Raw genomic sequence first — 25,468 nt, 5'->3', positions numbered from 1 at the left:
GGACCGCGGGATGCACGATGGGTCCCCCCCCTTCGCGGGGATGACGGAGGTGGGGGGTTAGGGGACGGTCCGGTTTTCATGCCCCTCCCGTAAACGGGAGGGGCAGCGAGACTTAATGACCCCGGCCTTGAGCCGGGGGAATTTAGTCGCAGCGGGGTGGGCCAACGCAACCTTGCGCCAGCCCACCCCCTAGCCCCCTCCCGCCTGCGGGAGGGGGAACAGTCCGTTCATCGTCAACCCAACCTCACGTTGCCCCATACGCCGCCCCCATACGCCTTACCGCCGCGACCTTCGCGTGCAGCGGCGCCCAGTCATCCCCCTCCGCAATCGCGGCCCAGATCGCCTCGACCTCCTCGATATGCATCGAGCAGGGCGCTTCGTCGGCCCAATAGTCATGATCCCGCGCGCCCGGCACAGCCTCAAGCCCCGCCACAGCCTCGCGGAACGCCCCCCATGCCGCGTCGCCATAATCTGCGCCTTCGCGCTGAATCCCGCCCCGCCAGTCATGGAAGAAGCGGTCGATCCCGGTTCCGGTCGTCACGATGCCCCGCACCGCCGCCTCCACCATCGCGTTGACGCCGTCCCCCGGCACCACGCCCAGCCGCCAGCAAAAGCGCCGCGCCATAGCCTCGCCATAGAGGGCCGGAAACCGCTCCAACTGCGCGATCAGCGGCTCGGCCTCGACCAGCGCCCGCAGCGACACGGCCAGTTGCGCGACGTCCCAATGGATCGCTTCGGCCTGCCGCCCGAACGCATAGAGGCCCTGATGATCGAAATAGGCGGCGGTAAAGCCTGCGTCCCATAGGGGCGTAAAGCGCCACGGGCCATAGTCGAAACTCTCGCCGGTCACGTTGATATTGTCGCTGTTCAGAACGCCATGGACGAACCCCGCGATCATATAGCTGGCCGCCAGATCGGCTGTCCGTTCGACCACCCGGCCCAACAGTTGCGCGGGCGGATTGTCGCCCGGCTCCTCGTCATAAAGCCGTGTTAGCGCATAGTCAGTCAGTCGTTCCAGCAGCGCCTTGTCCTCATGAAAGGCGGCCCGTTGGAAGCTGCCGATGCGGATATGCGAATGGGACAGGCGCACCATCGCCGCTCCGCGCGTGGGTGATGGTTCGTCATTACGCTCCAGCGCCTCGCCCGTCTCGATGATCGAGAAGGTGCGCGATGTCGGCACGCCCAGCGCCTCCAGCATCTCGGTCGCCAATATCTCGCGCACCCCGCCTTTCAGCGTCAGCCGCCCGTCGCCAAAGCGGCTATAGGGTGTCTGGCCCGATCCTTTGGTGCCAAGGTCCATCAAGCGGCCCGCATCATCGCGCAGTTGCGCGAACAGGAATCCGCGCCCGTCGCCAATGTCGGGATTATAGTGGCGGAACTGGTGGCCATGATATTTCAGCGCCAGCGGCCGGGGCAGCGATCCCTCCAGCGGCGCGAACCGCCCGAAATGCGCGATCCATTGGTCATCGCTCAGCCCGTCCAGCCCCACCGTAGCCGCCGCCCGGTCGTTGCGGAAGCGCAGGATCGTTTGCGGAAAGTCGGCTGCGCTCACCGGATCGGCGATGTCGGGCATCAGCGCATCGATTTCGCTGGCGGGGCTGTATTTGGCGGCTTGCGGGATATGGTTCATAAGGCGATATGGGGGAGCGACACCTGAAGGATCAAGCTTGGTCGACTATAGCGACGCATATTGGTGGTCACCCGATGGCCTGCGGCTGCATTATCGGGATTATGCCGGGGGGCATGATGGCCGCCCGCCGCTGCTGTGCCTGCCGGGCCTGACCCGCAATGCGCGCGATTTCGAGCCGCTGGCCGAACGGCTGGCAGGGGACTGGCGGCTGATCTGCCCGGATATGCGGGGGCGTGCGGAAAGCGCTCAGGCCAAAGATCCGATGACCTATGTGCCGCTGACCTATTTGCAGGATATCAGTCGGTTGCTAGCCGATCTTGCCATCACCCGCTTCGTTGCGGTCGGCACTTCGCTGGGCGGCGTCATCACCATGCTGGTCGCTGCCACCCATCGCGAATGGCTGGCGGGCGCGCTGCTCAACGATGTCGGCCCGGTGCTGGACGAAGCGGGCCTGGCGCGCATCCGCTCCTATGTCGGCGTCAACCAGTCGCATCCCAGCTGGGTTCATGCCGCCCGCGCGCTGGAAGAGGGTAATCGCGACGTCTATCCCGCCTATGGCCTGGAACAATGGCTGGCCATGGCCAAGCGCCTCTATCGCCTGAACAGTGCGGGGCGGATCGTGCTGGACTATGACATGCGCATCGCCGAGCCTATCCGCGCGATGGGGAGCGAGGCCGGTGTCGATATGTGGCCGGTCATGGCGGCTTTCCGGGATATTCCAACGCTGCTGCTGCGCGGCGAACGATCCGACCTGCTGAGCGCACAGACTGCGCAGCGTATGGTGGCCGACATCGGCGCAAAGGCGGAACTGGTGACCGTGCCGGGCGTCGGCCATGCCCCCGCGCTGGACGAGCCGGAAAGCATCGCCGCGATCGACCGGTTGCTGGCCCGCGTTCTGCATGGCTGACAATCAGCCGCACATATTGCACGTCCATGGCAGCTTCACCCTGGGCGGCAAGGAAGCGCGCGCCATCCGCCTGATGAACATCTGGGGCGACAAGGCGCGCCACAGCATCGTCAGCGCCGATCGGCAAGCGCTGGGCGCCCGTGCGGCGATCGATCCGGCACTTCAGGTGGATTTCCCCATGTCACCCCCGTTCGCCGGTCGTCCGGGGGTGCGGCGCTTTCGCGATATAGCTAAATTCTTGAAAAAATATGATTTAATTCTGACCTATAATTGGGGGGCGATGGACGCTGCGATGGCGCACAGAGTGTCCAGCTCAGTGTCGGCCATGCCGCCGCTCATCCATCATGAAGATGGTTTCAATGCCGATGAAGCCGCTGGTCTGAAACCCCAGCGGAACCTCTATCGCCGCGTCGCCCTCGGTCGCGCCGCTGCGCTGGTCGTCCCGTCCGTCCGGCTGGAGGGTATCGCCCGGCAGGTCTGGAAACAGCCTGCCGCCAAAGTCCATCTGATCCGCAACGGCATCGACACCGCCCGCTATGCCGACCCGCCAGCGCCCGACGCCATTCCGGGCCTGTGCCGTTCGCCCGGCAAGCTGCTGGTCGGAACATTGGCGGGATTGCGCCCGGTCAAGAATATCCCCCGCCTGGTCCGCGCGGTCTCCGCTCACAAGGATCGGCTGCAACTGGTGGTCGTAGGGGAGGGGCCGGAGCGCGACGCCATATTGGCGCAAGCCGCGGCCCATGGTCTCGACGATCTCCACATGACGGGCTTCATGGACCGGCCCTGGCGCTTTGTCGGCCTGTTTGACATTTTTGCGCTTTCTTCCGACAGCGAACAATTCCCGATCTCGCTGGTGGAGGCGATGGCGGCGGGCCTTCCGGTTGCCTCGATGGATGTGGGCGACGTCATCAATATGGTCGCGCCGGAGAATCGGGCCTTCGTCGTGCCGGACGAGGTAGGGCTGGCCGCAGCGCTCGGCACACTCGCGGACGACCCTGACCTGCGCGCCCGGTTGGGGGCTGCCAATCGCGATCGCGCCGTCCGCGACTATGCCGAACAGGCGATGGTCGATGCTTATGCCAAGCTGTACGGGGAGGCACTGGCCAGCCCCGACATTTTGCGCTAAGGCGCGCGGAAATTCGTCAATCACTGCAAAGGCTGCTATAGGAGTGGCCTTTGCCCGGTCGGGTCCGGTGTCGCTTTTTTGCGGGAGATGTCGTTGTTCAAGGGGTTGAAGCCTATCGTCTATGGCGGCCGTGAAGTCTGGCCGCTGGTCGAGGGCGGCAAGGGCGTTGCGGTGTCCAACCATGCCAGTTCCGGCGCCTGGGCGGCGGCTGGCGGCATTGGCACAGTGTCGGCGGTCAATGCCGACAGCTATGACAGTTTCGGCAATGTCATCCCCCAAATCTATCATGGCCGCACCCGCCGCGACCGCCATGAGGAACTGGTCGCCTACGCCATTGACGGCGCGGTCGAACAGGTGAAGCGCGCCTATGAAATTGCCGGGGGCAAGGGCGCGATCAACATCAACGTTCTTTGGGAAATGGGCGGGGCGCAGCGCGTCCTGCACGGTGTCCTCGAAAAGACCAAGGGCATGGTTGCGGGTGTCACCTGCGGCGCGGGTATGCCCTACAAGCTGTCCGAGATCGCGGCGTCCTACAATGTCAGCTATCTGCCGATCGTGTCGTCCGGCCGCGCGTTTCGCGCGCTGTGGAAGCGCGCTTATTCCAAGGCGGCGGAATGGCTGGCGGCAGTGGTCTATGAAGATCCCTGGCTGGCCGGGGGGCATAACGGCCTGTCCAACGCCGAAGACCCCAAAATGCCGCAGGATCCCTATCCCCGCGTGCGCGATCTGCGCGCGACCATGCGCGAAGGCGGCATTTCGGACGATGTGCCGATCGTGATGGCGGGCGGCGTCTGGGCGCTCAAGGACTGGAACGACTGGATCGACAATCCCGAACTGGGCGCGATCGCCTTCCAGTTCGGCACCCGCCCGCTGCTGACGCAGGAAAGCCCGATTCCGCAGGCGTGGAAGGAGCTGCTGACCCAGCTCAACCCCGGCGACATCCTGCTCCACCGTTTCTCGCCCACCGGCTTCTACAGCTCGGCGGTGCGCAATCCCTTCCTGCGCAGCCTGGAAGCGCGTTCAGAACGGCAGATCGCGTTCAGCACCGAACAGGCGGGCGATCATACCCACCAGCTCGATGTGGGCGTAAAGGGCAAGCATTTCTGGGTCACGCTGGGTGATCTTAACCGCGCGCGCGAATGGTTCGGGCAGGGCTTTACCTCCGCGCTCAAGACGCCGGACAATACGCTGGTGTTCGTAGGCGACGAAGAGCGGGCGGTGATCCGCAAGGACCAGACCGACTGCATGGGGTGCCTCAGCCAATGCGCCTTCTCCAGCTGGATGGACAGCGAGACCAACTCGACCGGTCGCCTGGCCGATCCGCGCAGCTTCTGCATCCAGAAAGCGTTGCAGGAAGCCGTTCATGGCGGCGACCTGGACAAAAATCTGGTGTTTGCCGGCCATGGCGCCTACAAATTCAAGCAGGACCCCTTCTACTCCAACGGCTTCGTTCCGACCGTCAAGCAACTGGTCGACCGTATCCTGACGGGCGACTGATGGCGGATATTCAGGGGCTGGCGGTGCTGCATTATGACACGCCGCATTTTGATGTCGTGCGGCCGGGGCAGTTCGTTCTGTGTGCCGTGTCCGGCGCGCGCATCGATCTGGACGATCTGAAATATTGGAGCGCGGAATTTCAGGAAGCCTATCGCGGACCGCAGGAGGCAACCGATTCTTTCCTGCGGCATCGCGGCCCTGTTTTCCGCTGATACCGTTGGACGCGTGACCAGAGATGGCGTTCAAGGGTCACCAAATGCGACCTATCGCAGGCGTGAGCGGTTTCGTCGCAATTTTGATGTTTCCGTTCGGTAAAAACTGATGTAATCTTTCCAGAGAGGCGACGAAGATCGCCCATGGTGGAAGGATGTTTTCTGATGTCTCGTATCGACGTCTTTGGTGATCGTATCTGCATCGTGTCGAGCCTGCTGATCGTCGGCTGGTTCCTTTACAGCACGATCTTCTGATACCTACGCGCTTTGGCGAAGCGGACCGGGCTGGCGTGACTGGCCCTTTTCGTTCGTCCGGCGCATGGCAATATTTGGCGCATCTTTGATCCCCACCAAAAAGGCGGTTTCATGTTCAGTCACGTCATGGTTGGTGCCGACGATATCGATCGCGCCAGGCTTTTTTACGACGCGCTGTTTCAGGCGATGGGCGGCAAGGCTGCTTTCACCGATGACCGGGGACGCCTGATCTACATGCATAATGGCGCGCTGTTCATGGTAACCAGGCCGATTGATGGCCAGTCGGCCAGTTGCGCCAATGGCGGGACGATCGGCTTCACTATGGCTTCGTCTGAACAGGCGGACGCCTGGCACGCTGCCGGTGTTGCGGCAGGTGGTACGACCTGCGAAGACCCGCCTGGTATTCGCGAAGGCGGTTTTGGCAAGCTCTATCTCGCCTATCTGCGCGATCCGTCCGGCAACAAGCTTTGCGGCATTCATCGCGTCGCCTGATCGCGACGGGCAGCAAAAGCCAGCGTCATATCACCCCCAAGCAAAGCTATTTCGACATTCCCAACTTAATCGCTAGATAAAGTCGCAAGCATCTTGCTTCGCGGCTTTTGAAGGATCAGCTTGCTCCGCGTCACCAACGGCTAAAGCGCACGGTGCCAAAGCGTCCACGCCCGGTTTCGTGTTCCCTTGATGAAAGGAGAAAACGATGACCCATAAAGCCACCCGTTCCCGCCAGTCGCGTGCCGCCGAAACCGCGCCGCGAGTCACCATTCCTCATAGTAGCTGGTCGCGGGTCGATCGATCGCGCGGCGGCAGCGCCCTGATCGCGCCCGATGATTTCTGGGCGCGGCTGGGGCTGTGATCCCGGCTCAGCCCAGCCCGTTGACTGGAACCGCCTGCACCCCGTCCGCCTCGAAACTGGCGATCGGATAGGCGCAATAATCGGCGGCATAATAAGCGCTGGGCCGGTGATTGCCGGACGCGCCAAGGCCGCCAAAGGGCATGTTGCCCGCTGCGCCCGTGGTCGGCCGGTTACGGTTGACCACGCCAGCGCGGCTTTCCTCCACCATTCTGTCCCACAAAGCTGCGTCCTGCGAGATCAGCCCGGCGGACAGGCCAAAGGCGGTGGCGTTGGCGACCTGCATCGCTGCATCGAAATCCGGCACCCGGATCACCGACAACAGGGGCGCGAAAATCTCTGCATCGGGACCATCCACACCGGTCATGTCGATGAGGCCGGGGGTGACGAAAGCGGCGCTGCGCCCCTCGACCCCGGCGAAGGGCCGGATCACTTGCGCGCCGCGCGCGATCAGGTCGCTGACGGCGCGATGGGCGGTGGCGGCGGCCTGATCTGACACCAGCGGTCCCATGAAGGCATCGCCCGGTTCATTCCATGCCGCAATCGGCAGTCGTGCTGCCAGCGCATCGACGGCCGCCACGATCTGGTCGCCCATCGCGCCCGTTGGCACGATTAGACGCCTGGCGCAGGAGCAGCGCTGGCCGGTGGTGATAAAGGCGGAATTGATGATGATCGAGGCCGCTTCGTCCGGGTTGTCCCACGCGATCAGCGGATTATTACCGCCCAGTTCCAGCGCCATGATGACATGCGGTCGGTCCACCAGCGCCCGCCGCAGGGCCGCGCCAGCTCCCGCCGATCCGGTAAAGAGCAGCCCGTCAATATCGCCTGCCACCAGCGCTTCGCCGGTGGCCCGGCCACCCTGCACGACGCTCAGCAGTCCGTCGGGCAATCCTGCCGCTGCCCATGCGTCCGCCATCGCTGCGCCAGTGGCGGGCGCGATCTCCGATGGCTTGAACACCACCGCATTGCCCGCGATCAGGGCTGGGACGATATGGCCGTTGGGTAAATGACCGGGGAAATTATAGGGTCCCAGCACCGCCATTACGCCATGGCCGCGATGGCGCAGCACCGCCCGGCCAAAGGGCATGTCGCTTGTGCGCTCACCGGTACGTTCGGCATGGGCAACGACCGATACCTCGACCTTGGCGATCATCGACCCGATTTCGGCGTCGCTTTCCCAAAGCAATTTGCCCGTTTCGCGCGAAATAAGCTCGGCCAGCGCCGCCCGCCGTTCGCTCAGCACCTTGGCATAGCGCCGCGCGATGGCGATCCGGTCCTCCACCGCCATCGCGCGCCAGCCGGGCAGCGCCGCGCGCGCCGTTGCGGTCGCCCGGTTGCAGGCCGCCGCATCGGCGACCGGTCCTTCCCACACCAGTTCGCGCGAGGCGGGATCGAAGGATTGCAACACCATGTTCATGCCCCCGCGCTGGTCATGGCGAAAATGCCGGTCGCATTGCCAGTGTCGAACGCCAGGTCCAGCCTGCCGGTCGCTGGATCAATGTCCCGGCTGATAAATTCGTAGAAGGAGCCTGGCACGTCGCGCAACCCGCCATCGCCGAACAGCCGCTCGACGCTGTCGGCGCGGAAAGCGGTCTGGTGCACCCGGCCTGTCGCTGAAATCTCCAGCTTTTCCTTGATCGGCTGGCCGTCCGCTTTCAGCCGGTCCGCCAGCGCGGCGACATCGGCCACCCGGTCGGTCGCATGGTTGAAGGCATTACCCTCCGTCGCGATCCACGCCGCTTCGTTGGAGCGGGATAGGAGCATCTGATAATCGGCAAAGCTTGGCATGTCATGCTGCCGGTCGAACGCCGCGACGATCCCCGGCAGCGCGGCTGTCGCTTCGTCCAGCGTCACCGCTTCACCGGCACCAAAACGCGCCAGCACCCTTTGCTCAGCCTCACCCAGCGGGTCGCGCGATGTGCCGAATACCCGTGCTGCAACAGCGCCAAATTCTGCGTCGAAGCGGTCGACATGCAGTTCGGACAGGAAGAATTGCGGGATCGCCTCTGGTCTGTCGGCATGGACATAGGCGCGCCCGGTCATGCGCAGCCGATCGAGCGGATAGATAGCCGCCATTCTGTAGCCCAGCGGCATCAATATGCGGGTGAAAGCATCCTCACCGCCGGGCAACGCGCCGGTAGGGCCATGGGGCAGGCGTATCGTCCGCAAGGCGCCATGGTCGAACGTCACGCGGCCGCCGCGCTCGACCGTGTCGGCAACATAGGCCGCGCCACTTTGCACCCGTTTCAGCAGGTCATCGAACAGCGCGATATTCAGCGCCATCGCAAAGGCCGCGCGCGATACGGCGGGGCCACGCTCCGCCAGCAAGCTAGGCTCGATCGCCAGCGCGTCCAGCGCCTGGCGTCCCGCCGCTTCGCCCAGCGTCGCCAGCGTCAGCGCAACGATATGGCTATCATTCTCATTCGACATAGGTGGCTCCCGGTGACAGGCGCATTATCTCAGCCTATGCAGGATTTTCCAAATGGTGACCCATCATCTGTTGATGCGAGATGCGAATGAACGACCATCGCAAATGGCTACCCTCCATGACCGCGCTGACCAGTTTCGAGGCTGCGGTGCGCCATGGCGGCTTTTCCCGCGCGGGCGAAGAGATCGGCCTGACCCAGAGTGCGGTCAGCCGCCAGATCGCGCAGCTGGAGGAGTGGCTGCAAACCCCGTTGTTCGACCGGGTGGGACGGCGGGTGCGGCTGAACGAAGCGGGCCGCGCCTATGCCGATGAACTGCTGCCCGCGCTTGACCGCATCCGCCGCGCCACGTCGCGTATGGCGACGCGGCGCTCGCCAAGCGCGCTAAGGATCGCGACCCTGCCGAGTTTCGGGATGCGCTGGCTCGCGCCCCGTCTGCCGCACCTGAGCGCCCTGCACCCGCAACTGGTGGTGGATTTCGCCGCTCGGTCGCAGCCGTTCGATTTCGGGCAGGAGGAATTTGACGCGGCCATCCATTTCGGCACGCCAGAGGAATGGCCGGGCGCGACGATGGATTTCCTGTTTCGCGAGGAAGCGGTGCCGGTCTGCGCCCCGGGCTGGTTGGCCGCACACCCATTGCGGCAGCCCGCCGATCTGCTGAGCGCCCCATTGCTCAGCCAGAGTTCGCGGCGCGATGCCTGGTCACGCTGGTTCGCGGCGGCAGGGGTGGAGGCGGGGACGCTGCCGCCCGGTCCCGCCTTTGAGCATTTCCTGATGCTGGCGCAGGCGGCTGCGGCGGGGGCAGGGGTGGCGCTGATCCCGAGCTTCCTGATCCGGCCGGAGCTGGAGGCGGGAACCCTTGTCATCCCTTTCGCCCGGCCCCTGTCGAGCGACCAGGCCTATTTCCTCGCCCGCCCGCGGGACGCACCGGCCCATCTAGCGCTCAGCCAGTTTCGCGACTGGATAGTGGATCAGGCCGCGCTGGCCTGATCCTTCACATCTTCTTGGGGATGCAGTCCGCGCCCGCCGCCTTGATCCGGCTGCACAGACGGCTGGCATCGTCGCTGCTGGCGACCGGTCCGGCCTGCAAGCGCGTAACAGCACCCGCCTTGACCAGATAGGGTTGATAGGCGGACAGGCCGCTGACCTTGCCCGTCAACTGACCCCACAGGCCGCGCGCGCGGCCTTCCTCGCCGAACGCGCCCAGTTGCACGCGCCATCCGCCTGATGCGGCGGGGGCAGGCACGCTGCTGGCGGGACGTGGGGCTGGCGGCGTTGGTTTGGGCTTGGCCACCGCGACTTGCGGCGCGGGCTTGACCGGGACCGGCTTGGGCGCAGGCGATGCTGGCACAGGTTGGCCGATGGTCGATGGCGGCAACTCCGTCGTCCGCACGCTGGATGGCGCGGAGCGAACAGGCGCGGGACTGGCCGATGCCAGCGCACCGCCCTTTTCCGACTGTTCCAGCGTCGCAGCCAACGCCAGACCCTGCTTGCGCTGATCTTCGGGGATATATTTGTCCATCTGCTCCAGGCTGGTTGTCGCCTGCGCCAGACCCGAAGTTGACGCGCGGGTCATCAGTGCATAGGCGCGGACCCAATCCTTGCCGATCAGATCGCCGTTGAACAGCGCGGTGCCGACAATATATTGCGCGCGCGGTTCACCGCGCATGGATGCGCGCTGGAGATAGGGCATCGCATTGGCGCGATCGCCCTGCTGGAACATCAACAGCCCCAGATTATCCTCTGCTCGCAAATGCCCTTGCGCCGCGGCCTTGCGATACCAGTCCATCGCGGCGTTCAGGTCGGGCTGCACACCCCGGCCCAGCTTATAGGCCTGGCCCAGATTGAACTGCGCGTCGGGATCGCCATTTTGCGCCAGCGGCCGCCATTCGCCGATCGCCTTGGCATAATCACCCTGCTGCCAGGCATCGACCCCGGACTTGACGTCGGCCAATACTGGTGCCGCGATGCCCATCATGGCGCCGACAGCCACAGCTCCCCAGATACGCTTCATATGCACATGCTCCTGCGCCAATAGATTTGCATCGGCTATGATGAAACAAGGTTAATGTCTGATTAGCATAAGCACATCATGCTTGAAACGGACTTAACCCTGTTGACCTTTCGTCAATCAAACTTCCTTCCGCATTAACCGAATTTTAGGCGCGGCTGTGGCAATCCCAAGCGGAACTGGATTTTCTGGGGGGATTTGCGTGCGGATTTTGGCTTTGGCATCGCAGAAGGGCGGATCGGGCAAGACGACCTTGTCGGGCCATCTGGCCGTGCAGGCGCAGATTGCCGGGGCCGGTCCTGTCGTGCTGATCGACATTGATCCGCAAGGGTCGCTGGCCGACTGGTGGAATGAGCGGGAGGCGGAATTGCCCGCCTTTGCCCAAACAACCGTTGCGCGGCTCGCCGCCGATCTGGAAATATTGCGGCAGCAGGGCTTCAAGCTCGCCGTCATCGACACGCCGCCTGCCATTACGATGGCGATCCAGAGCGTCATTTCCGTTGCCGAACTGATCGTCGTGCCAACCCGTCCCAGCCCGCATGACCTGCGCGCCGTGGGCGCGACCGTCGATCTGTGCGAGCGCGCGGGCAAGCCGCTGATCTTCGTCGTCAATGGCGCGACGCCCAAGGCACGGATCACGTCGGAAGCCGCCGTCGCCCTGTCGCAACATGGCACGGTCGCGCCGATCACGCTGCACCACCGTACCGATTTTGCCGCCTCGATGATCGACGGGCGCACGGTGATGGAGGTCGATCCCAAGGGACGATCGGCGGCGGAGGTGGTGGCGCTATGGTCCTATATCTCCGACCGGCTCGAAAAGAATTTCCGCCGCACGGTCTTTTCCGTGCCCCAGGGCAGCGTCGGCACCGTCGCAACCCGTCCGGTCGGCGGGGGCTTCGGCCGCCGCGTGATCGGCCAGTAAGGGGAACGCATCATGGCCGAACCCAAACCCCTCGCATCGCTCACCTCCGGCCTGCTCGCCCGCAAGGGCGCGGCGCAACCCGCCATGCGCCGCCCCATGCTCGGCTTTGGCCGCGCTGCGGGCGCTGCCGTGCAGCAGGATGATCTGGGCTGGAACGACATGGGCTTCGATGTGGAGCCTGCGCCATTGCCGGTCGAGGAACTGCCCGTCGCGATCGGCCTGACGCCGATGCCGGCGAATCTGCCTGTCCCGGCACCGGTGCCGCCGGTCGTTATCGAGCGTGAGGAACTGGCCGAACGGATCGCGGGCAAGCCTGCGCCGCGCAAGGTGAAGGCCACGGCCAGCCGCAAGGCTGCCTTCACGCTGCGGATCGACGCGGATCGTCATCTCAAACTGCGGCTCGCCTGCGCCATTACCGGCCGTTCGGCGCAGCAGATCGTCACCGAATCTCTCGACAATTTTCTCAACGGCCTGCCGGAAATTGACCGGCTGACACAGCAGTTGCCGCACATGCGCGGCAACCAGTGAATGAAGGGTGGGTAGGACTATGAAGCGCAACACATTTGCAAAGGCGGCGATTTCATCGCTGCTCGTCGCCACCACCATGGTTGGCTGCACCGGGGCGGCCTTCCGTCCTTCCGCATCGGTCGTCCAGCAAAAGGGCAACCCGACCAAGCTCGCCATCGCCGCTGAAAAGGCGCTGGTCGATCGTGATGGCGGCAAGGCGATTGCGGCGGCTGAGGCAGCGGTGCAACTTGCGCCGCAGAACGCGGCCTATCGCCAGATGCTGGGCCGCGCCTATGTGCTGGCCGGACGTTTCGCATCGGCTGAAGCCGCGCTGACCGACGCCATGACGCTGGGCAACAACGACGCGCGCACGATTGTCAGCCTGGCGCTGGTGCAGGTCGCGCAGGGCCGCGCCGATAGCGCGCGCAGCCTGCTGCTGGCCCATGCCGATACGGTCCCTGCCGGAGACTATGGTCTGGCCATGGCGATGGCCGGTGACGCGCCCGAAGGCGTGCGCATCCTGTCCGAAGCGATCCATGATCCGTCCGCCACCGCCCGCACCCGCCAGAATCTGGCCTATGCCTATGCACTGGCCGGTCGCTGGAAGGATGCGCGCATGATCGTGGGCATGGATCTCGATCCGCTCGCTGCCAACAAGCGCATTTCCGACTGGGCGCAGATCGCCGAACCCTCAGCCGCGCCGCAGCGCGTCGCTGCGCTGATGAGCGTGACGATTGATGCCGCCGATGCTGGCCAACCGGTCGCTCTGGCGCTTGCGCCAGCTACGTCCGTGCCGGTCGAAATGGCTGCTGCGCCGTCCGATCTCGCACCGCTGCCGGAAGCGCCGGTGCAGACCGCCTCGGTCGAACCAGTCGCTGCACCGCTTGCCGAATCCGCGCCGGTGGCCCAGCCCGCACCGGTCCGCGTTGCGGCTCGCGACTTCATCATTGAAGATCATAAGGCCAAGCCCGTCGCGGCCAAGGCTCGCGCCAAGGCGCAGACCGCCGCAGCTTCCACGCCTGCACCGGTCGCCCGGATGCAGCAGGCTGCCTTCATCAAGCCGGTCAGCACTGGTGCCAGCAACTGGGTTGTCCAGTTGGGTGCCTATGACACGGCGGCGATTGCCAAGGAAAAATGGATGAGCATGGCAGGCCGCAACAGCACGCTGGCGGCTTTCCCGGTTCTCACCAGCCAGGCGACGGTCAAGGGCAAGCCCTTCCACCGCCTTGCCATCAGCGGCTTTGCCAGCCGCGCCGACGCGATGACCGCGTGCCGCACCATCCAGTCGCAGCGCGGCCAGTGCTTCGTGCGCGAAGGCGCGCCGGGCGCGACGCCGCAGCGCTGGGCGATCGCGACTAAGGGCCGCCAGTTCGCTTCGCGCTGAATTTCCTCTCCCATAGCGCGACCTTGAAGCGCGCGAGGCCACGGGCTTCGCGCGCTTTTTCTTGGGACGTCCGCGCCAAGCTGTGCCTTTCGCCAGTGTCACGGGCTAACCGGGCCGGGCATAGCGGATGCAAAGCGCAGCCCCGGGAGAGAAACGCCGTGATCAACCGCCAGATAGTCCTTGCCTCGCGTCCCCACGGTGTCCCTGTCCCAGAGAATTTCGCGCTGGTCGATAATCCGGTGCGGGCGCTGGAGGATGGTGAAATCCTGATCCAGAATGAGGTATTCGCCATCGATCCTGCCGTGCGCGGGATGCTGGATGCCAATGATGACAGTTATCTGCCTGCGGTTGCGATTGGTGGCCTGATCCCGACCATGGTGCTGGGCCGCGTTGTCCAGTCGCGCAACCCAGCCTTCAAGGAAGGCGACTATGGCCGCGGCTTTGTCGGCTGGGAGGAGTATTCGATCCTGAACCCTGCCAATTTCGCGATCGAGAATGTCCATGTCGATCCCACCGTGCCGCTGACCGCCTATATGGGGGCGCTCGGCTGGTCGGGCATCACCGCCTATGTCGGCCTCAAGCGCATCGGCGAGATGAAGGCGGGCGACACGGTGGTGATGAGCGCGGCGGCGGGCGCGGTTGGTAGCGTCGGGTGCCAGATCGCGAAATTGTCAGGCTGCCGGTCGGTCGGCATCGTTGGATCGCCGGACAAGGCGGCGTTGATTACCGGCACCTTCGGTATCGACGCCGCGATCGACTATCGCGCGGAGCCGGATCTGGACGCGGCGATCAAGGCGGCCTGTCCCGATGGGGTAGGAGTTTATTTCGACAATGTCGGCGGGCATATACTCGACGCGATGCTGCCCAATATGGCGGCGTTCGGGCGGATTGTGACCTGCGGCATGATGGCCAACTACAACAACCACAATGATCCCTACCCGATCCGCAACCTGTGGCAGGTGCTGGTGAATCGCATTACGATGCGGGGTTTCCTGGCCTATGAGCATCTCGACATGCTGGCCGAGGCGGAGGCGCAACTGGGCGGCTGGATCAGATCGGGCGCGTTGATCGCGCAGGAAAATGTCACTACCGGCATCGAAAACACGCCGAGCGCTTTTATCAACCTGATGTCGGGCAAGACCACGGGCAAGACGGTGGTGCGGCTTAATGAGGGCGTGACGACGTTGTAATATCAAGACGCCATGCTTGCGTCTCATCGCTTTTCCCTGACGGTGAGGATTTACGCGGGCGGTAGCACGCCCGCACCCGAAGTTCCCAACAAGGACAGGGCTATCGCTAATTTACCCTCGTCATGCTGAACTTGTTTCAGCATCCATCGTGCCCCACAAATCTCCGCACGTGACGAGAAATGGATGCTGAAATGAATTCAGCATGACGTAGAGAGGGTATTCAAGCGCATCGGCATTTCTTCCACCCTCAATGGGGGTGGCCTGACAGGTCACTATGTAGACGCCTGCCTCACAATAACGGCGGTGCCTCATTGGGGTCGGCCCGCTGGAGATAGTCCACATATTTGTGGAAATATTGGTTGCCGCGCTCGTTGCGGCCGAAGATCACCGACGGGATCGCGCCGGATTCCAACCCCTTCTGCACCTGCAATCCAACGCCATAATCCTCGTCATTCACGACGTCGCGCAGCCAGTCCATCATCCCTTCGATGCTGGCCGCATCCGCTTCGTCCTTCGGCGGCTGGCGGCGGATGAACATCAGGTTGGTGGTGTTGCTACCGGGCGTGTCGTCAGGGATGAGCTGCGCGACCTGGGTGATTTCGGGCGCGAAGAAGATGCTGATATTGGGGAAGATGGTGCGGACGAAGTCATAACCTTCATTCTCATGCTCGCCCCATTCGGCACGCGGGATCGCGCCCAGCGCTTCCTTGATCCGCACCTGCGGATAGCCCACGCGCATATGCGGGCCGAAGGCCGTGAAATTCATGATGTTGCTGAAACTGCGCGGGTGGATGGTGGTCGGGTGCGCGGCGGCGAAATGATAGCCCTCCAGATAGCCGTCATAGGCGATCTTCCAGTTCGGCCCGTAAATCCGTCGCGAGCCGCAATAATGCCAACTGCCCAGATCATAGGCTTCAAGATCATCGAGCATCCCGCCCAGATGCGCGGTGATGTCGAATTCCAGCCCCGGCGTCAGGCACACCCAGATGATCCCGCCCGCTTCGGCCACCGGCAATTGCGTCAGGCCACGCTCTTCCTTGCATACCGGGCCGAATTTCTGCGGTTCGGCCACGCCGATCAGCTTGCCGTCATTGGCGTAGGTCCAGGCATGATAGGGACAGGAAAAGCGCCTGGCATTGCCATGGCCTTCGGGCTTCAGGATCATGCCACGATGGGAGCAGACGTTCAGCATCGCTGCGACCGTGCCGTCGCTCTTGCGGGTGATGAGGACGGGCTTACCCATCAGGTCCATCGCCTTGTAATCGCCCGGATTGGGCATTTCGGCGGTCAGTGCGGCCAGTAGCGGCATCTTCATGAAGATTTCCGCTTTCTCCCGCGCGCAATAGGCGGGATCAGTATAGGCGGATGCTGGCACTTCCATCGTGTCAGGGGCGCTGTCGGTCGTGCCGGTCTCGACATATTCCAGCATCTTTTCGGCTTCCTGGCCGATGACGTCATGATAGCCCATGCAATACCCTCTCAATGCCCGCCGCTATGGCTTTGGTCGCATCATAGCGCGCGCGTGACCATGCCGGAACTCGATAAGGTCATAGGTAGCGCGCGTTTGCACAACGGGGACTCTGACTAGCGCTAGTTGCACCGCGCCGCGCAGGCGTCACTCTGCTGCACAAACTATCGGATGAGGATGTCTGGCGGATGATGATCGACCTTAGGGGTAAGGTGGCGGTAGTGACGGGGGCTGCTTCGGCGAACGTGCTGGGTTTTGCCGCCGCGCTCAAAATGGCGGGGCAGGGGGCCAGTCTGTTCCTCACCGATCTGGACGGCGCTGCCGTCGCCGCCCGTGCCGAAGAATTGCGCGCACAGGGCGTTCCCGCCAAATCGATGGCGCAGGACGTCACCGACGAAGTGGGCTGGACGGTGCTGATCGATGCGGTAATCGCCGCGTTCGGCAAGATCGACATTCTCGTCAACAATGCCGGTATCGCGGTGCTGCGCGCGATGAGCGAAATGACGTCGGCCGACTGGCACAAGCAGATTTCGGTCAATCTTGACAGCGTCTATCTGGGCACCAAGGTGGCGGTTGATCAGATGCGGGCGCAGGGTCATGGCGGGTCGATCGTCAACCTGTCATCGGTCGCGGGGCTTGTCGGGGTGCAGGGCACGGCTGCCTATGCCGCCAGCAAGGGCGGGGTGCGGCTCTTTTCCAAATCGGTGGCACTGGAAACCGCGCGCGACAATATCCGCGTCAACACCGTCCATCCCGGCATGATCTGGACCGACATGCAGAAGGTCGCGATCGCCGATAACAAGGAGGTGTTCGACCAGATCGTCGCCGCCATCCCGATGGGCCGGATGGGTGAACCGTCCGACATCGGGTCGATGATCGCATTTCTGGCGTCCGACGATGCGCGCTACATCACCGGCTGCGAATTTGTCGTCGACGGGGGGATGGTCGCGCAATGACCGTGACGTTATATTTGAACGAACGACCAAGATTTGAACGTGCGGTTACGTCCGTGCGGCAGAGCAGGCGGAATGGCAGGAGAGAGAGTAATGGCTGAAAGCGACCCCCGGATCAAAGGCGCGCCCTTGCCGCGCTGCCCCGGCACCAGCGTCCGCGATCTGATGCTGGCGGATACCAACCCTGTGCCGGAATTTCTCTACACCGATGAATATGAAAATCTGGGGTCGGAGCCGATCCCGGCCAGCCGCTATACCAGCCCTGAATTTTTCGAGGCGGAAAATCGCAAAATGTGGCCGCGCACCTGGCAATTTGCCGCGCGCGAGGAGGAGTTGCCGGAAGCGGGCGACCATGTCGTCTATGAAAATGTCGGCAAATCCTTCCTGCTGATCCGGCAGGAGGATGGCTCTGTTCGCGCCTTTGCCAATGTCTGCCTGCATCGCGGGCGCAAGCTCAAGACGGCGGACGGCTGGTCAACCGAACTGCAATGCCCCTTCCATGGCTTTACCTGGAATAATGACGGGTCGATCAAGAAAATCCCCTGCCGCTGGGACTTTGCCCATCTCAAGGAAGAGGAGATGGCGCTGCCCGAAATCAGCGTGGGACGCTGGGGCGGCTATATCTTCATCCGCGAAGCCGCCGACGGCCCGACGCTGGAGGAATTTCTGGCGCCCATGCCGGAGCATTTCCAGCGCTGGCGGCATGAGGAGTGCGCGACCGCCATGTGGGTCGGCAAGGTGGTTCCGGCCAACTGGAAGGTGGTGATGGAGGCTTTCATGGAAAGCTGGCACACCGTCGTCACCCATCCGCAATTGCTGCCTTTCACCGGCGACGCCAATTCGATGTACAATATCTATGGCGACTATGTGAACCTGACGGTCACGCCTTTCGGCACCATGTCCCCCCATGTCGATCCGGCGGGCAAGGCAGAACAGTGGATCGTCGACGAATTCGTCAAATATAATGGCCGATCGTCCGATAATTATGAGGACAAGGAAGCGGCGGCAGGCGGCTACAATGTCAAGGTGCCCGAAGGCGTGACCGCCCGTGCGGCGCTGGGTGCATCGCTGCGCGATACCACTACCGCCATGTTCGGTCATGACGTCAGCTTCGCGTCCGACGCGGAAATGATGGATGCGCTGCTCTACAATGTATTCCCCAATTTCAGCCCATGGGCCGGGTTCCAGCCGAACATCGTCTATCGCTGGCGTCCCTGGCACGATGTCGATCATTGCCTGATGGAAGTGCGCGTCCTTACCCGCGTTCCGCCGGGGCAGGCGCACCCCAAGGCGCCACCGATGAAGTTTCTGTCGGTCGATCAGAAATGGACCGAAGCGCCGGAACTGGGGATATTGGGAGACGTGTTCGAGCAGGATATGGACAATCTGCCCTATGTCCAGACCGGCCTCAAAGCCTCGCTCAACGGCAAGGTGCAACTGGCCAATTATCAGGAAATCCAGATCCGCCAGTTCCAGAACACGATCATGAAATATCTGAACGACGAACTCTGATCCGGGGTTGCGTAAAAGGGAGGGCGTCGGAGCGATGGCTCCGGCGCAGTTTTTCTGGCGGTGATCAAGTCCGGCGGCTGCACGCAAAAAGAGGCCGGGGATCATCTCCCCGGCCTCTTTCTTTGCACTTTGGCGTCTCGTTTAGAACTTCACCCCCAGCGTCGCGCCATAGGTACGGGGTTCGCGCGCGGTGCCGAAGGACCAGAGGCCACCGACGGTGAAGCCATGGGTCGGCCCGCGATCATTGGCGAGGTTCCGGCCAAAGACCGTCAGCCGTGCTTCCGTCCCGCCAATATCAAACTTGGTGGTCAGGCTGGCGTCGACCAGGCCCTGCTTGTCAGTCCGCACGCGCGGGTCATTGCCGGTCACGGTGATCGGCCCGGTGCTGAGATTGCCAGACAGGCCGCCGATCGAGATTTGCTGGTCATAGCGACCGATATAGCGATAGCTCAGGTTCGCGATCACCTCGCCAAAGCTGGTCGGGACGCTATAGTCGGCCCCCAGCGACGCGGTCATGTTCGGGTTGTAGATCAGATCGTTGCCAGAGAAATCATAGGGTACGACCGCGCCCGTCACTGGCGAGATGCCGCCGACGATGAAGCCCTTGAACTTGGAATCGAGCAGGCCGAGCGAGCCGGTGATCGTGAGTTGCGACGTTGGCCGCGCCGTGAAGTCGAACTCCAGCCCCTTGATCTTGGCCGAACCGACGTTCGACGTGATCGTCTCGTTGCCGGTGGCGCAGGACGGGCAGTTGAGCGTGTTGTTCTGGTGCAGATCCTTGTAGCTGGAATAGAAGGCCGCGACGTTGAACTGCACCTTGCGGTCGAACAGGTCGAACTTGCCGCCGACTTCAAAGCTGTCGACCACTTCGGGCTGATAGGCGACACCGGCGCTGGCGGCGGTGCCTGCGCGCGGCGAGAAGCCGCCCGACCGGTAGCCCTGCGACCAGCTGCCATAGAACATGACGTCGTCGTTCGGGCGGAAATCGACGCCGATCTTGGGCGTGAACTTCTTGAACGTGTCGGAACCCCGGCCGATTTCCGTCCCGCCAAAGCTGTTGTCGAGTGCTTTCTTGTCGCGGGTGAAGCGACCGCCGAAGGACAGGCGCCACTGATCGGCAAAGGCCCAGTTGAAGTCGCCAAACACGGCGATCGACTTGGTCTTGCCGTTCACAACCTGCGGGTTGGTGTCGAAGATCAGCGGATCGACCGTCGGCGCGAAGCCGAACACGCGGCTATATTGTGTTAGCTGATATTTGGAGCTGAAATAATAGAGGCCAACGACATAGTCGAAACTGTCGCTGAACTTGCCGGCGGCGCGCACTTCCTGGCTCCATTGTTCGTAGCGCTGGAGGCGGCGGACATAATAGAGGTCGGTCGATGACCCGTCGAAATCCTGCGTCTGATTCTCGCGCGATTTGCGCCAGCCGGTGACGGATGTCAGCTTCACCCCGCCCAGATCATAATTCATCTCCAGCGTCGCGGCGGGCGCGGAATAGTTGGAAACATTGGGCTGGCCGAACACGGTATAGAGATCGGTCGTATTGTTGCGGTTGCACTCGATGGCCGGGATGAAGCCGCAAAACAGCTCGCTGCTGTTGGTCAGGTTGGACACGACCGGATCGAATTTCTGGATCTGCTTTTCCAGGGTGAACAGCGCATCGAAATCGCTGCCTTGTGGGGCGATCAGGACCGATCCGCCGAAATTCTCGTTATTGGCGAAGCCGCGCCGGTCGCCGGTCTGCGACTGGCGATACCAGCCGTCGGTTTCATTGTGGAAATGGAAGAATTTGGCGCCCACGCTGCCGTCATCCGACAATGGCACGTTGACGACCGCGCGGGTCGCGAGCGTGTTGAACTTGCCGTAGGAGACTTCGACCTTGCCACCAAATTCGCCGGTCGGGCGGGTGCGGCGGATATTGATGACGCCACCGATCGTGTTGCGCCCGAACAAGGTGCCCTGCGGCCCGCGCAGCACTTCGATTTGTTCAATGTCGAAAAAGTCGAAAAACTGCCCGGTGCTGGTGCCGATGAACACGCCATCGACGACGACGCCCACAGTGGGTTCCTGGGACTTTTCGACGTCGGCATAGGTCAGCCCGCGAATGGCCAAGTTAGCGGCTGCCGCGCCGCTATTCTGGTTGGTGATCAGCAGGTTGGGAACGCCACCGGTCAGGTCGCCGATATTCACCGCGGCCTTGTTTTCCAGCATCGCCGCATTGACCGCCGTGATCGCGACCGGGGTATCCTGGAGGCTTTCCTCCCGACGGCGCGCGGTGACGATGATCGCGTTGGGATCGACGGCATCGGCCTCCGCCTGCGGTGCCTGTTCCTGCGCCATGGCGGGCGCGGCCCACAGCATTGCTCCACCCAAAGCGAGCATCACCGGCCGCATGATTAGATTCTGTCGCATAATCTCTCCCTGCTATTCGGACGCTTATGGTGCGTTGGCTGAAAGCAACGCCGGATGCGCCTTCGTTCCGAGCGTGAGAAATGCGTCAATATGGAGGGCTTGCTAACTGCGATTTTCGAGAGGTCGGCGCGCACCTGAAACAAAGCACAGGGGACAAAGCCCTCCGCGCGACGCATGGCAGGATGTAATCTGACGCGGGAGAGGGATGGGGCCGTGGGCGTTGACCGGCAGGATAAATTTGGTGGCACCGGCGCGGTGCGCGCGGGGCATGGCTTCGACAGCGCGGCGCTCGATCGCTGGATGCAGGCCCATGTGGCGGGCTATGCCGGGCCGCTTGCCGTCGAACAGTTTAACGGCGGCCAGTCCAACCCGACCTATCGACTGGTCACGCCAAGCCATGCCTATGTACTGCGGCGCAAGCCACCGGGGCATTTGCTGCCCGGCGCGCACGCCGTCGAGCGCGAATATCGGGTGTTGGCGGCGCTTGGACGGGCGGACTTTCCCGTCGCGCCGGTCCATGGTCTGTGCGAGGATGCTGCCGTCATCGGCACGCCCTTCTATGTCATGGACATGATCGAAGGGCGCATCTTTTGGGACTCTACGTTGCCTTCGCTGACGGCTTCCGAACGCCCGGCCTATTTCGACGCGATGAACAGCGCCATCGCGCAACTGCATGGCGTCGACTATCAGGCGATCGGCCTTGGCGACTATGGCAAGCCGGGCAATTATTTCGCGCGGCAGATTGCCCGCTGGTCACGCCAATATCAGGAGGATGAGGCAGCGGGACGGCTGGCCGATATGGACTGGCTGGCCGACTGGCTGCCAGCGCAGATACCGGCGGGCGATGAAACCACTATCGTCCATGGTGATTTCCGCGCCGACAATATGATCTGGCACCCGGTCGAACCGCGCATATTGGCGGTGCTGGACTGGGAATTGTCGACGCTGGGACACCCGCTCGCCGACTTTACCTATCATCTGATGATGTATCATCTGCCGCCGCACATCATTGGTGGTTTCAAGGGCGCGGATCTTGGCGTGCTCAATATCCCGTCACAGGCTGATTATGTCGCGGCCTATTGCGCCCGCACGGGGCGCGACGGCATCGCCAACCTGTCCTTCTACCTCGCCTTCAACATGTTCCGCTTTGCGGCGATCATCCATGGCATCAAGGGACGGCTGGCGCGCGGCACGGCATCATCGCCCGAAGCGCAATCGCTGGTCGAAACCTTGCCCGAACTGGCGGCCATCGCCCGCGCGACGGCGCAATCCGATAATTGAGAGGAATTTCCATGTTCAGCACCGATCGCGCGCAGGCCATTGCCGACAGGGTTGAGAGCTTCGTTCGCACCGTCGTCGTCCCCTATGAGGGCGACCCGCGCTGCGGCTTTCATGGTCCGAGCGACGATCTGGTGATGGAATTGCGGGAAAAGGCGCGTGGGGCTGGCGTGCTGACCCCCCATGTCCTGCCCGACGGATCGCACCTGACCCAGCGCGAGACGGCGACCGTCCTTATCAAGTCCGGCCTTTCGCCACTCGGCCCGCTCGCCTGCAACACCATGGCCCCTGACGAGGGCAATATGTATCTGCTGGGCAAGGTCGGCACGGCGCAGCAGAAGGCGCATTTCCTTAAGCCCCTTCTGGAAGGCTGCGGCCGTTCCGCTTTCTTCATGACCGAACCGGCGGCCGATGGCGGCGCGGGGTCGGACCCGTCGATGATGCAGACGAGCTGCGTGCAGGACGGTAATCATTGGGTCATCAACGGGCGCAAGGCGTTCATCACCGGGGCGCAGGGGGCGATGGTCGGCATCGTCATGGCCAAATCGACCGACGGCGCCTGCATGTTCCTGATCGATTTGCCTGATCCGGCCATCCGTATCGATCGCGTGCTGGACACGATCGACAGTTCCATGCCGGGGGGTCATGCCGTCGTCACCATCGACAATCTGCGCGTGCCTGCCGACCAGATGCTGGGGCAGAGCGGCGAGGGTTTCAAATATGCCCAGGTCCGCCTGTCACCCGCGCGCCTGTCCCATTGTATGCGCTGGCTGGGCGCCTGTATCCGTGCGCAGGAGATTGCGTCCGCCTATGCCTGCCGCCGCATGGCCTTTGGCAAGCCGCTGGTCGACCATGAAGGCGTGGGCTTCATGCTGGCGGAAAATCTGATCGACCTCCAGCAATGCGAAGTGATGATCGACTGGTGCGCCGGGGTGCTGGATACCGGCGCGCTTGGGACGATTGAAAGCTCGATGGCCAAGGTTGCGGTGTCCGAAGCGCTGATGCGGGTGGCGGACAAATGCGTGCAGGTGATGGGCGGCACCGGCGTGACCGGCGACACGATCGTCGAGCAGGTGTTCCGCGAAATCCGTGCCTTCCGCATCTATGACGGCCCGACCGAAGTCCATAAATGGAGCCTGGCCAAGAAGATCAAGCGCGACCACAAGTCGCACTGATTTTCCAGCGCCTGTCGCATCTGCCAGTAGGCAGGGGCGGCCCCCGGCCTGATCCTCCCCTCATAAAAGTCATGGGGAGAGAGTATGGCGGACCTGCCGGAAAGTTTCGACTATATCATCGTCGGCGCAGGATCGACCGGTTGCGTGCTGGCCGAACGCCTGTCCGCCGACCCGCGCAACCGGGTGCTGCTGGTGGAGGCGGGCGGGCCGGATCGCTCGCCATTGATCGCCATGCCCAAGGGGATTGCCAAGCTCGTTTCCAACCCTGCCCATATCTGGGCCTATCAGATCGCGCAGCCGCGCCGCCCGGATGAAGCCGCGCATGAAGTGTGGATCCGGGGCAAGGGGCTGGGCGGATCATCATCCATCAACGGCATGATCTGGAGCCGGGGCGAACCGCAGGATTATGACGATTGGGAAGCGGCTGGCGCGACCGGCTGGAACGCAGGGTCGATGATCGCCGCCTATCGCGCCATCGAGGATCATGGTCTGGGCGGCAGCACGTTGCGGGGGCAGGGCGGCCCGGTCCATGTCACGCCGCGCACCTATCGCTATCCGCTGGCAGAACGGCTGATCGCGGCGGGTGAGCAGATGGGCCTGCCGCGCACCGACGATCTCAACAGCGTGGTCGGCGACCGGGTCGGCTATTATTGCCACAATATCCGCAAGGGTCGCCGCGAGAGCGGGGCCAAAGTGTTTTTGCGCCCCGCGATGAAGCGCAGCAACTTTCATGTGCTGACCGATACGCTGGTGCGCCATGTCCGCCTGTCCAACGGGCGTGCGGTCGGCGTGGCGCTGGTCAATGATGCGCGCGGGCGTTTCAGCGTTGATTGCGACGGCGAGGTGATCGTCTGCGCCGGGACGGTCGAAAGCCCGCAAATCCTTCAGCGGTCGGGCATCGGTGATGGCGATGCGCTCTCTGCCATCGGCGTGGCGGTGCGTCATCACAACCCCCATGTCGGGCGGCACATGCTGGAGCATCTGTCCTACACCATGCCCTTTCGCCTGAAGCGCAACAGCGGCATCGGCCACCGCTTCTACGGCCTTGGTCTCGTTCAGTCAGTCGCGCGCTATTATTTGCGCCACGACGGGCCGATGGCGACCGGCCCGTTCGAGGTTGGCGCTTTCCTGTCCACCGGCGTCACCGGGCCGCGCACCGACCTGCAATTGTATCTGAGCGGTTATATGTTCGCGCTGGGCGACGATAATGACCCGGTGCCGCTCGGCAACATCGACAAGCGACCGGGCCTCACCGTGTCCGGCACTCTGCTGCGCCAGACCAGTGAGGGGACGATTCAGGTGCGGGGCCAAGAACCGGCCGACGGCGCGGCGATCATGCCCAACTGGCTGGACAGCGCGGGGGATCGCCGCTCCGCCATCGCCTCCATCCGCCTGATGCGCGACTATGTGGCGCAGGCGGTTCTGGCCGACGATGTCGGGCAGGAACTCATCCCCGGCGCGCAGGTGCAGGATGACGACGCTTTGCTGGACACATTCCGGTCGCTCTCGACCAGCGGCCTGCATGGTGTGGGTACTTGCCGCATCGGCGCAGAGGGTGACGCGGTGGTCGATCCGTCGCTGCGCGTCCATGGGGTCGAGGGGCTGCGCGTGGCCGATTGTTCGGTGATGCCGCGCCTCATCACCGGCAACACCAATGCGCCCGCTATGGCGCTGGGCTGGCGCGCGGCAGAGATCATCCGTGCTGCACCCTAGCGTTTGAAATAGTCCCCGCAAAGGGCGCTCCGGCATAGCA

General features: G+C 63.3%; 22 protein-coding genes. 16 read left to right on the top strand and 6 right to left on the bottom strand.

Features of this window, described 5'->3' with window-relative positions; translation table 11 throughout:
* Positions 1-244 precede the first annotated feature (244 nt).
* Complete coding sequence (locus D0Z70_RS02995) at positions 245-1,630, bottom strand: protein adenylyltransferase SelO family protein (protein WP_119743907.1); 1,386 nt, start codon at positions 1,628-1,630, stop codon at positions 245-247.
* A gap of 37 nt (positions 1,631-1,667) precedes the next feature.
* On the opposite strand from D0Z70_RS02995, the gene D0Z70_RS02990 reads away from it, so the two are divergent.
* The 6 genes from D0Z70_RS02990 to D0Z70_RS24790 all read left to right on the top strand — a co-directional run bounded on the left by D0Z70_RS02990 (position 1,668) and on the right by D0Z70_RS24790 (position 6,480).
* Positions 1,668-2,537, top strand: coding sequence for an alpha/beta fold hydrolase (locus tag D0Z70_RS02990; protein ID WP_119743906.1), 870 nt, complete (start codon positions 1,668-1,670; stop codon positions 2,535-2,537).
* Positions 2,530-3,663, top strand: coding sequence for a glycosyltransferase family 4 protein (locus tag D0Z70_RS02985; RefSeq protein WP_119743905.1), 1,134 nt, complete (start codon positions 2,530-2,532; stop codon positions 3,661-3,663). Before D0Z70_RS02990 ends, D0Z70_RS02985 begins: the two co-directional genes overlap by 8 nt.
* Positions 3,664-3,756: 93 nt before the next feature.
* Entirely contained in the window at positions 3,757-5,160 is a 1,404-nt protein-coding gene (locus D0Z70_RS02980; RefSeq protein ID WP_119744093.1) for an NAD(P)H-dependent flavin oxidoreductase, read from the top strand.
* Entirely contained in the window at positions 5,160-5,372 is a 213-nt protein-coding gene (locus D0Z70_RS02975; RefSeq protein WP_119743904.1) for a DUF2093 domain-containing protein, read from the top strand. Before D0Z70_RS02980 ends, D0Z70_RS02975 begins: the two co-directional genes overlap by 1 nt.
* Before the next feature lie 366 nt (positions 5,373-5,738).
* A complete protein-coding gene (locus tag D0Z70_RS02970; protein ID WP_119743903.1) occupies positions 5,739-6,119 on the top strand; it encodes a VOC family protein in 381 nt (126 codons plus the stop codon).
* Positions 6,120-6,324: 205 nt separating this feature from the next.
* Positions 6,325-6,480: a hypothetical protein gene (locus tag D0Z70_RS24790; protein ID WP_182913820.1), complete on the top strand. Its 156-nt coding sequence runs from the start codon at positions 6,325-6,327 to the stop codon at positions 6,478-6,480.
* Positions 6,481-6,487: 7 nt separating this feature from the next.
* Here D0Z70_RS24790 and astD read toward each other — a convergent pair whose 3' ends face one another.
* Positions 6,488-7,888 (bottom strand): succinylglutamate-semialdehyde dehydrogenase, encoded by a 1,401-nt coding sequence (gene astD, locus D0Z70_RS02965; RefSeq protein ID WP_119744092.1) that lies wholly within the window; start codon positions 7,886-7,888, stop codon positions 6,488-6,490.
* A 2-nt stretch (positions 7,889-7,890) separates the two neighbouring features.
* Positions 7,891-8,907: a 2-oxoadipate dioxygenase/decarboxylase family protein gene (locus D0Z70_RS02960; protein ID WP_119743902.1), complete on the bottom strand. Its 1,017-nt coding sequence runs from the start codon at positions 8,905-8,907 to the stop codon at positions 7,891-7,893.
* Positions 8,908-8,993: 86 nt separating this feature from the next.
* On the opposite strand from D0Z70_RS02960, the gene D0Z70_RS02955 reads away from it, so the two are divergent.
* Positions 8,994-9,893 carry a LysR substrate-binding domain-containing protein gene (locus D0Z70_RS02955; protein WP_119743901.1) on the top strand — a complete coding sequence of 300 codons (900 nt, stop codon included), beginning with the start codon at positions 8,994-8,996 and terminating at the stop codon, positions 9,891-9,893.
* Between the two features lie 4 nt (positions 9,894-9,897).
* Here the strand turns inward: D0Z70_RS02955 and D0Z70_RS02950 are convergent, their stop codons facing one another.
* Positions 9,898-10,917, bottom strand: a complete 1,020-nt coding sequence (locus D0Z70_RS02950) for an SPOR domain-containing protein (RefSeq protein WP_182913819.1) — start codon at positions 10,915-10,917, stop codon at positions 9,898-9,900.
* 199 nt (positions 10,918-11,116) lie between these two features.
* Between D0Z70_RS02950 and D0Z70_RS02945 the strand changes: the two genes are divergently transcribed.
* The 4 genes from D0Z70_RS02945 (at position 11,117) to D0Z70_RS02930 (ending at position 14,917) form a co-directional block, all read left to right on the top strand.
* Positions 11,117-11,836: a ParA family protein gene (locus D0Z70_RS02945; RefSeq protein WP_006949984.1), complete on the top strand. Its 720-nt coding sequence runs from the start codon at positions 11,117-11,119 to the stop codon at positions 11,834-11,836.
* Positions 11,837-11,848: 12 nt separating this feature from the next.
* Positions 11,849-12,364, top strand: coding sequence for a hypothetical protein (locus D0Z70_RS02940; RefSeq protein WP_119743900.1), 516 nt, complete (start codon positions 11,849-11,851; stop codon positions 12,362-12,364).
* A gap of 19 nt (positions 12,365-12,383) precedes the next feature.
* Positions 12,384-13,727, top strand: a complete 1,344-nt coding sequence (locus D0Z70_RS02935) for an SPOR domain-containing protein (RefSeq protein WP_119743899.1) — start codon at positions 12,384-12,386, stop codon at positions 13,725-13,727.
* A 158-nt stretch (positions 13,728-13,885) separates the two neighbouring features.
* Complete coding sequence (locus D0Z70_RS02930; protein ID WP_119743898.1) at positions 13,886-14,917, top strand: NADP-dependent oxidoreductase; 1,032 nt, start codon at positions 13,886-13,888, stop codon at positions 14,915-14,917.
* Positions 14,918-15,206: 289 nt separating this feature from the next.
* On the opposite strand, the gene D0Z70_RS02925 is transcribed toward D0Z70_RS02930, so the two are convergent.
* Entirely contained in the window at positions 15,207-16,385 is a 1,179-nt protein-coding gene (locus D0Z70_RS02925) for an aromatic ring-hydroxylating oxygenase subunit alpha (RefSeq protein WP_119743897.1), read from the bottom strand.
* Positions 16,386-16,573: 188 nt separating this feature from the next.
* Between D0Z70_RS02925 and D0Z70_RS02920 the strand changes: the two genes are divergently transcribed.
* Positions 16,574-17,341, top strand: a complete 768-nt coding sequence (locus tag D0Z70_RS02920) for an SDR family NAD(P)-dependent oxidoreductase (protein ID WP_182913818.1) — start codon at positions 16,574-16,576, stop codon at positions 17,339-17,341.
* A gap of 90 nt (positions 17,342-17,431) precedes the next feature.
* The gene (locus D0Z70_RS02915; RefSeq protein WP_119743896.1) at positions 17,432-18,850 is read left to right on the top strand and encodes an aromatic ring-hydroxylating oxygenase subunit alpha; all 1,419 of its coding nucleotides are present in this window, start codon (positions 17,432-17,434) and stop codon (positions 18,848-18,850) included.
* Positions 18,851-18,991: 141 nt separating this feature from the next.
* Here D0Z70_RS02915 and D0Z70_RS02910 read toward each other — a convergent pair whose 3' ends face one another.
* Positions 18,992-21,262 carry a TonB-dependent receptor gene (locus tag D0Z70_RS02910; RefSeq protein ID WP_119743895.1) on the bottom strand — a complete coding sequence of 757 codons (2,271 nt, stop codon included), beginning with the start codon at positions 21,260-21,262 and terminating at the stop codon, positions 18,992-18,994.
* Positions 21,263-21,436: 174 nt separating this feature from the next.
* On the opposite strand from D0Z70_RS02910, the gene D0Z70_RS02905 reads away from it, so the two are divergent.
* The 3 genes from D0Z70_RS02905 (at position 21,437) to D0Z70_RS02895 (ending at position 25,428) form a co-directional block, all read left to right on the top strand.
* Entirely contained in the window at positions 21,437-22,543 is a 1,107-nt protein-coding gene (locus tag D0Z70_RS02905; protein ID WP_119743894.1) for a phosphotransferase, read from the top strand.
* 11 nt (positions 22,544-22,554) lie between these two features.
* Positions 22,555-23,715: an acyl-CoA dehydrogenase family protein gene (locus D0Z70_RS02900; RefSeq protein ID WP_119743893.1), complete on the top strand. Its 1,161-nt coding sequence runs from the start codon at positions 22,555-22,557 to the stop codon at positions 23,713-23,715.
* 84 nt (positions 23,716-23,799) lie between these two features.
* On the top strand, positions 23,800-25,428 hold the full coding sequence (locus D0Z70_RS02895) for a GMC family oxidoreductase (protein ID WP_119743892.1): 1,629 nt from the start codon (positions 23,800-23,802) through the stop codon (positions 25,426-25,428).
* The last annotated feature ends 40 nt before the right edge of the window (positions 25,429-25,468 follow it).

The organism is Sphingobium terrigena, from assembly GCF_003591655.1.
GTDB lineage: Bacteria > Pseudomonadota > Alphaproteobacteria > Sphingomonadales > Sphingomonadaceae > Sphingobium > Sphingobium terrigena.
Note: the sequence above shows the minus strand (reverse complement) of the source record. Positions and strands in the feature narration are given on the sequence as shown.

What these genes read in the sequence shown, in the direction of transcription:
- D0Z70_RS02995 (WP_119743907.1), bottom strand. Translation starts at nt 1,630, where the DNA reads ATGAACCATATCCCGCAAGCCGCCAAATACAGCCCCGCCAGCGAAATC.
- D0Z70_RS02985 (WP_119743905.1), top strand. Translation starts at nt 2,530, where the DNA reads ATGGCTGACAATCAGCCGCACATATTGCACGTCCATGGCAGCTTCACC.
- D0Z70_RS02975 (WP_119743904.1), top strand. Translation starts at nt 5,160, where the DNA reads ATGGCGGATATTCAGGGGCTGGCGGTGCTGCATTATGACACGCCGCAT.
- D0Z70_RS02970 (WP_119743903.1), top strand. Translation starts at nt 5,739, where the DNA reads ATGTTCAGTCACGTCATGGTTGGTGCCGACGATATCGATCGCGCCAGG.
- D0Z70_RS24790 (WP_182913820.1), top strand. Translation starts at nt 6,325, where the DNA reads ATGACCCATAAAGCCACCCGTTCCCGCCAGTCGCGTGCCGCCGAAACC.
- astD (WP_119744092.1), bottom strand. Translation starts at nt 7,888, where the DNA reads ATGGTGTTGCAATCCTTCGATCCCGCCTCGCGCGAACTGGTGTGGGAA.
- D0Z70_RS02960 (WP_119743902.1), bottom strand. Translation starts at nt 8,907, where the DNA reads ATGTCGAATGAGAATGATAGCCATATCGTTGCGCTGACGCTGGCGACG.
- D0Z70_RS02955 (WP_119743901.1), top strand. Translation starts at nt 8,994, where the DNA reads ATGAACGACCATCGCAAATGGCTACCCTCCATGACCGCGCTGACCAGT.
- D0Z70_RS02950 (WP_182913819.1), bottom strand. Translation starts at nt 10,917, where the DNA reads ATGAAGCGTATCTGGGGAGCTGTGGCTGTCGGCGCCATGATGGGCATC.
- D0Z70_RS02940 (WP_119743900.1), top strand. Translation starts at nt 11,849, where the DNA reads ATGGCCGAACCCAAACCCCTCGCATCGCTCACCTCCGGCCTGCTCGCC.
- D0Z70_RS02935 (WP_119743899.1), top strand. Translation starts at nt 12,384, where the DNA reads ATGAAGCGCAACACATTTGCAAAGGCGGCGATTTCATCGCTGCTCGTC.
- D0Z70_RS02925 (WP_119743897.1), bottom strand. Translation starts at nt 16,385, where the DNA reads ATGGGCTATCATGACGTCATCGGCCAGGAAGCCGAAAAGATGCTGGAA.
- D0Z70_RS02920 (WP_182913818.1), top strand. Translation starts at nt 16,574, where the DNA reads ATGATGATCGACCTTAGGGGTAAGGTGGCGGTAGTGACGGGGGCTGCT.
- D0Z70_RS02915 (WP_119743896.1), top strand. Translation starts at nt 17,432, where the DNA reads ATGGCTGAAAGCGACCCCCGGATCAAAGGCGCGCCCTTGCCGCGCTGC.
- D0Z70_RS02910 (WP_119743895.1), bottom strand. Translation starts at nt 21,262, where the DNA reads ATGCGACAGAATCTAATCATGCGGCCGGTGATGCTCGCTTTGGGTGGA.
- D0Z70_RS02905 (WP_119743894.1), top strand. Translation starts at nt 21,437, where the DNA reads ATGGCAGGATGTAATCTGACGCGGGAGAGGGATGGGGCCGTGGGCGTT.
- D0Z70_RS02900 (WP_119743893.1), top strand. Translation starts at nt 22,555, where the DNA reads ATGTTCAGCACCGATCGCGCGCAGGCCATTGCCGACAGGGTTGAGAGC.
- D0Z70_RS02895 (WP_119743892.1), top strand. Translation starts at nt 23,800, where the DNA reads ATGGCGGACCTGCCGGAAAGTTTCGACTATATCATCGTCGGCGCAGGA.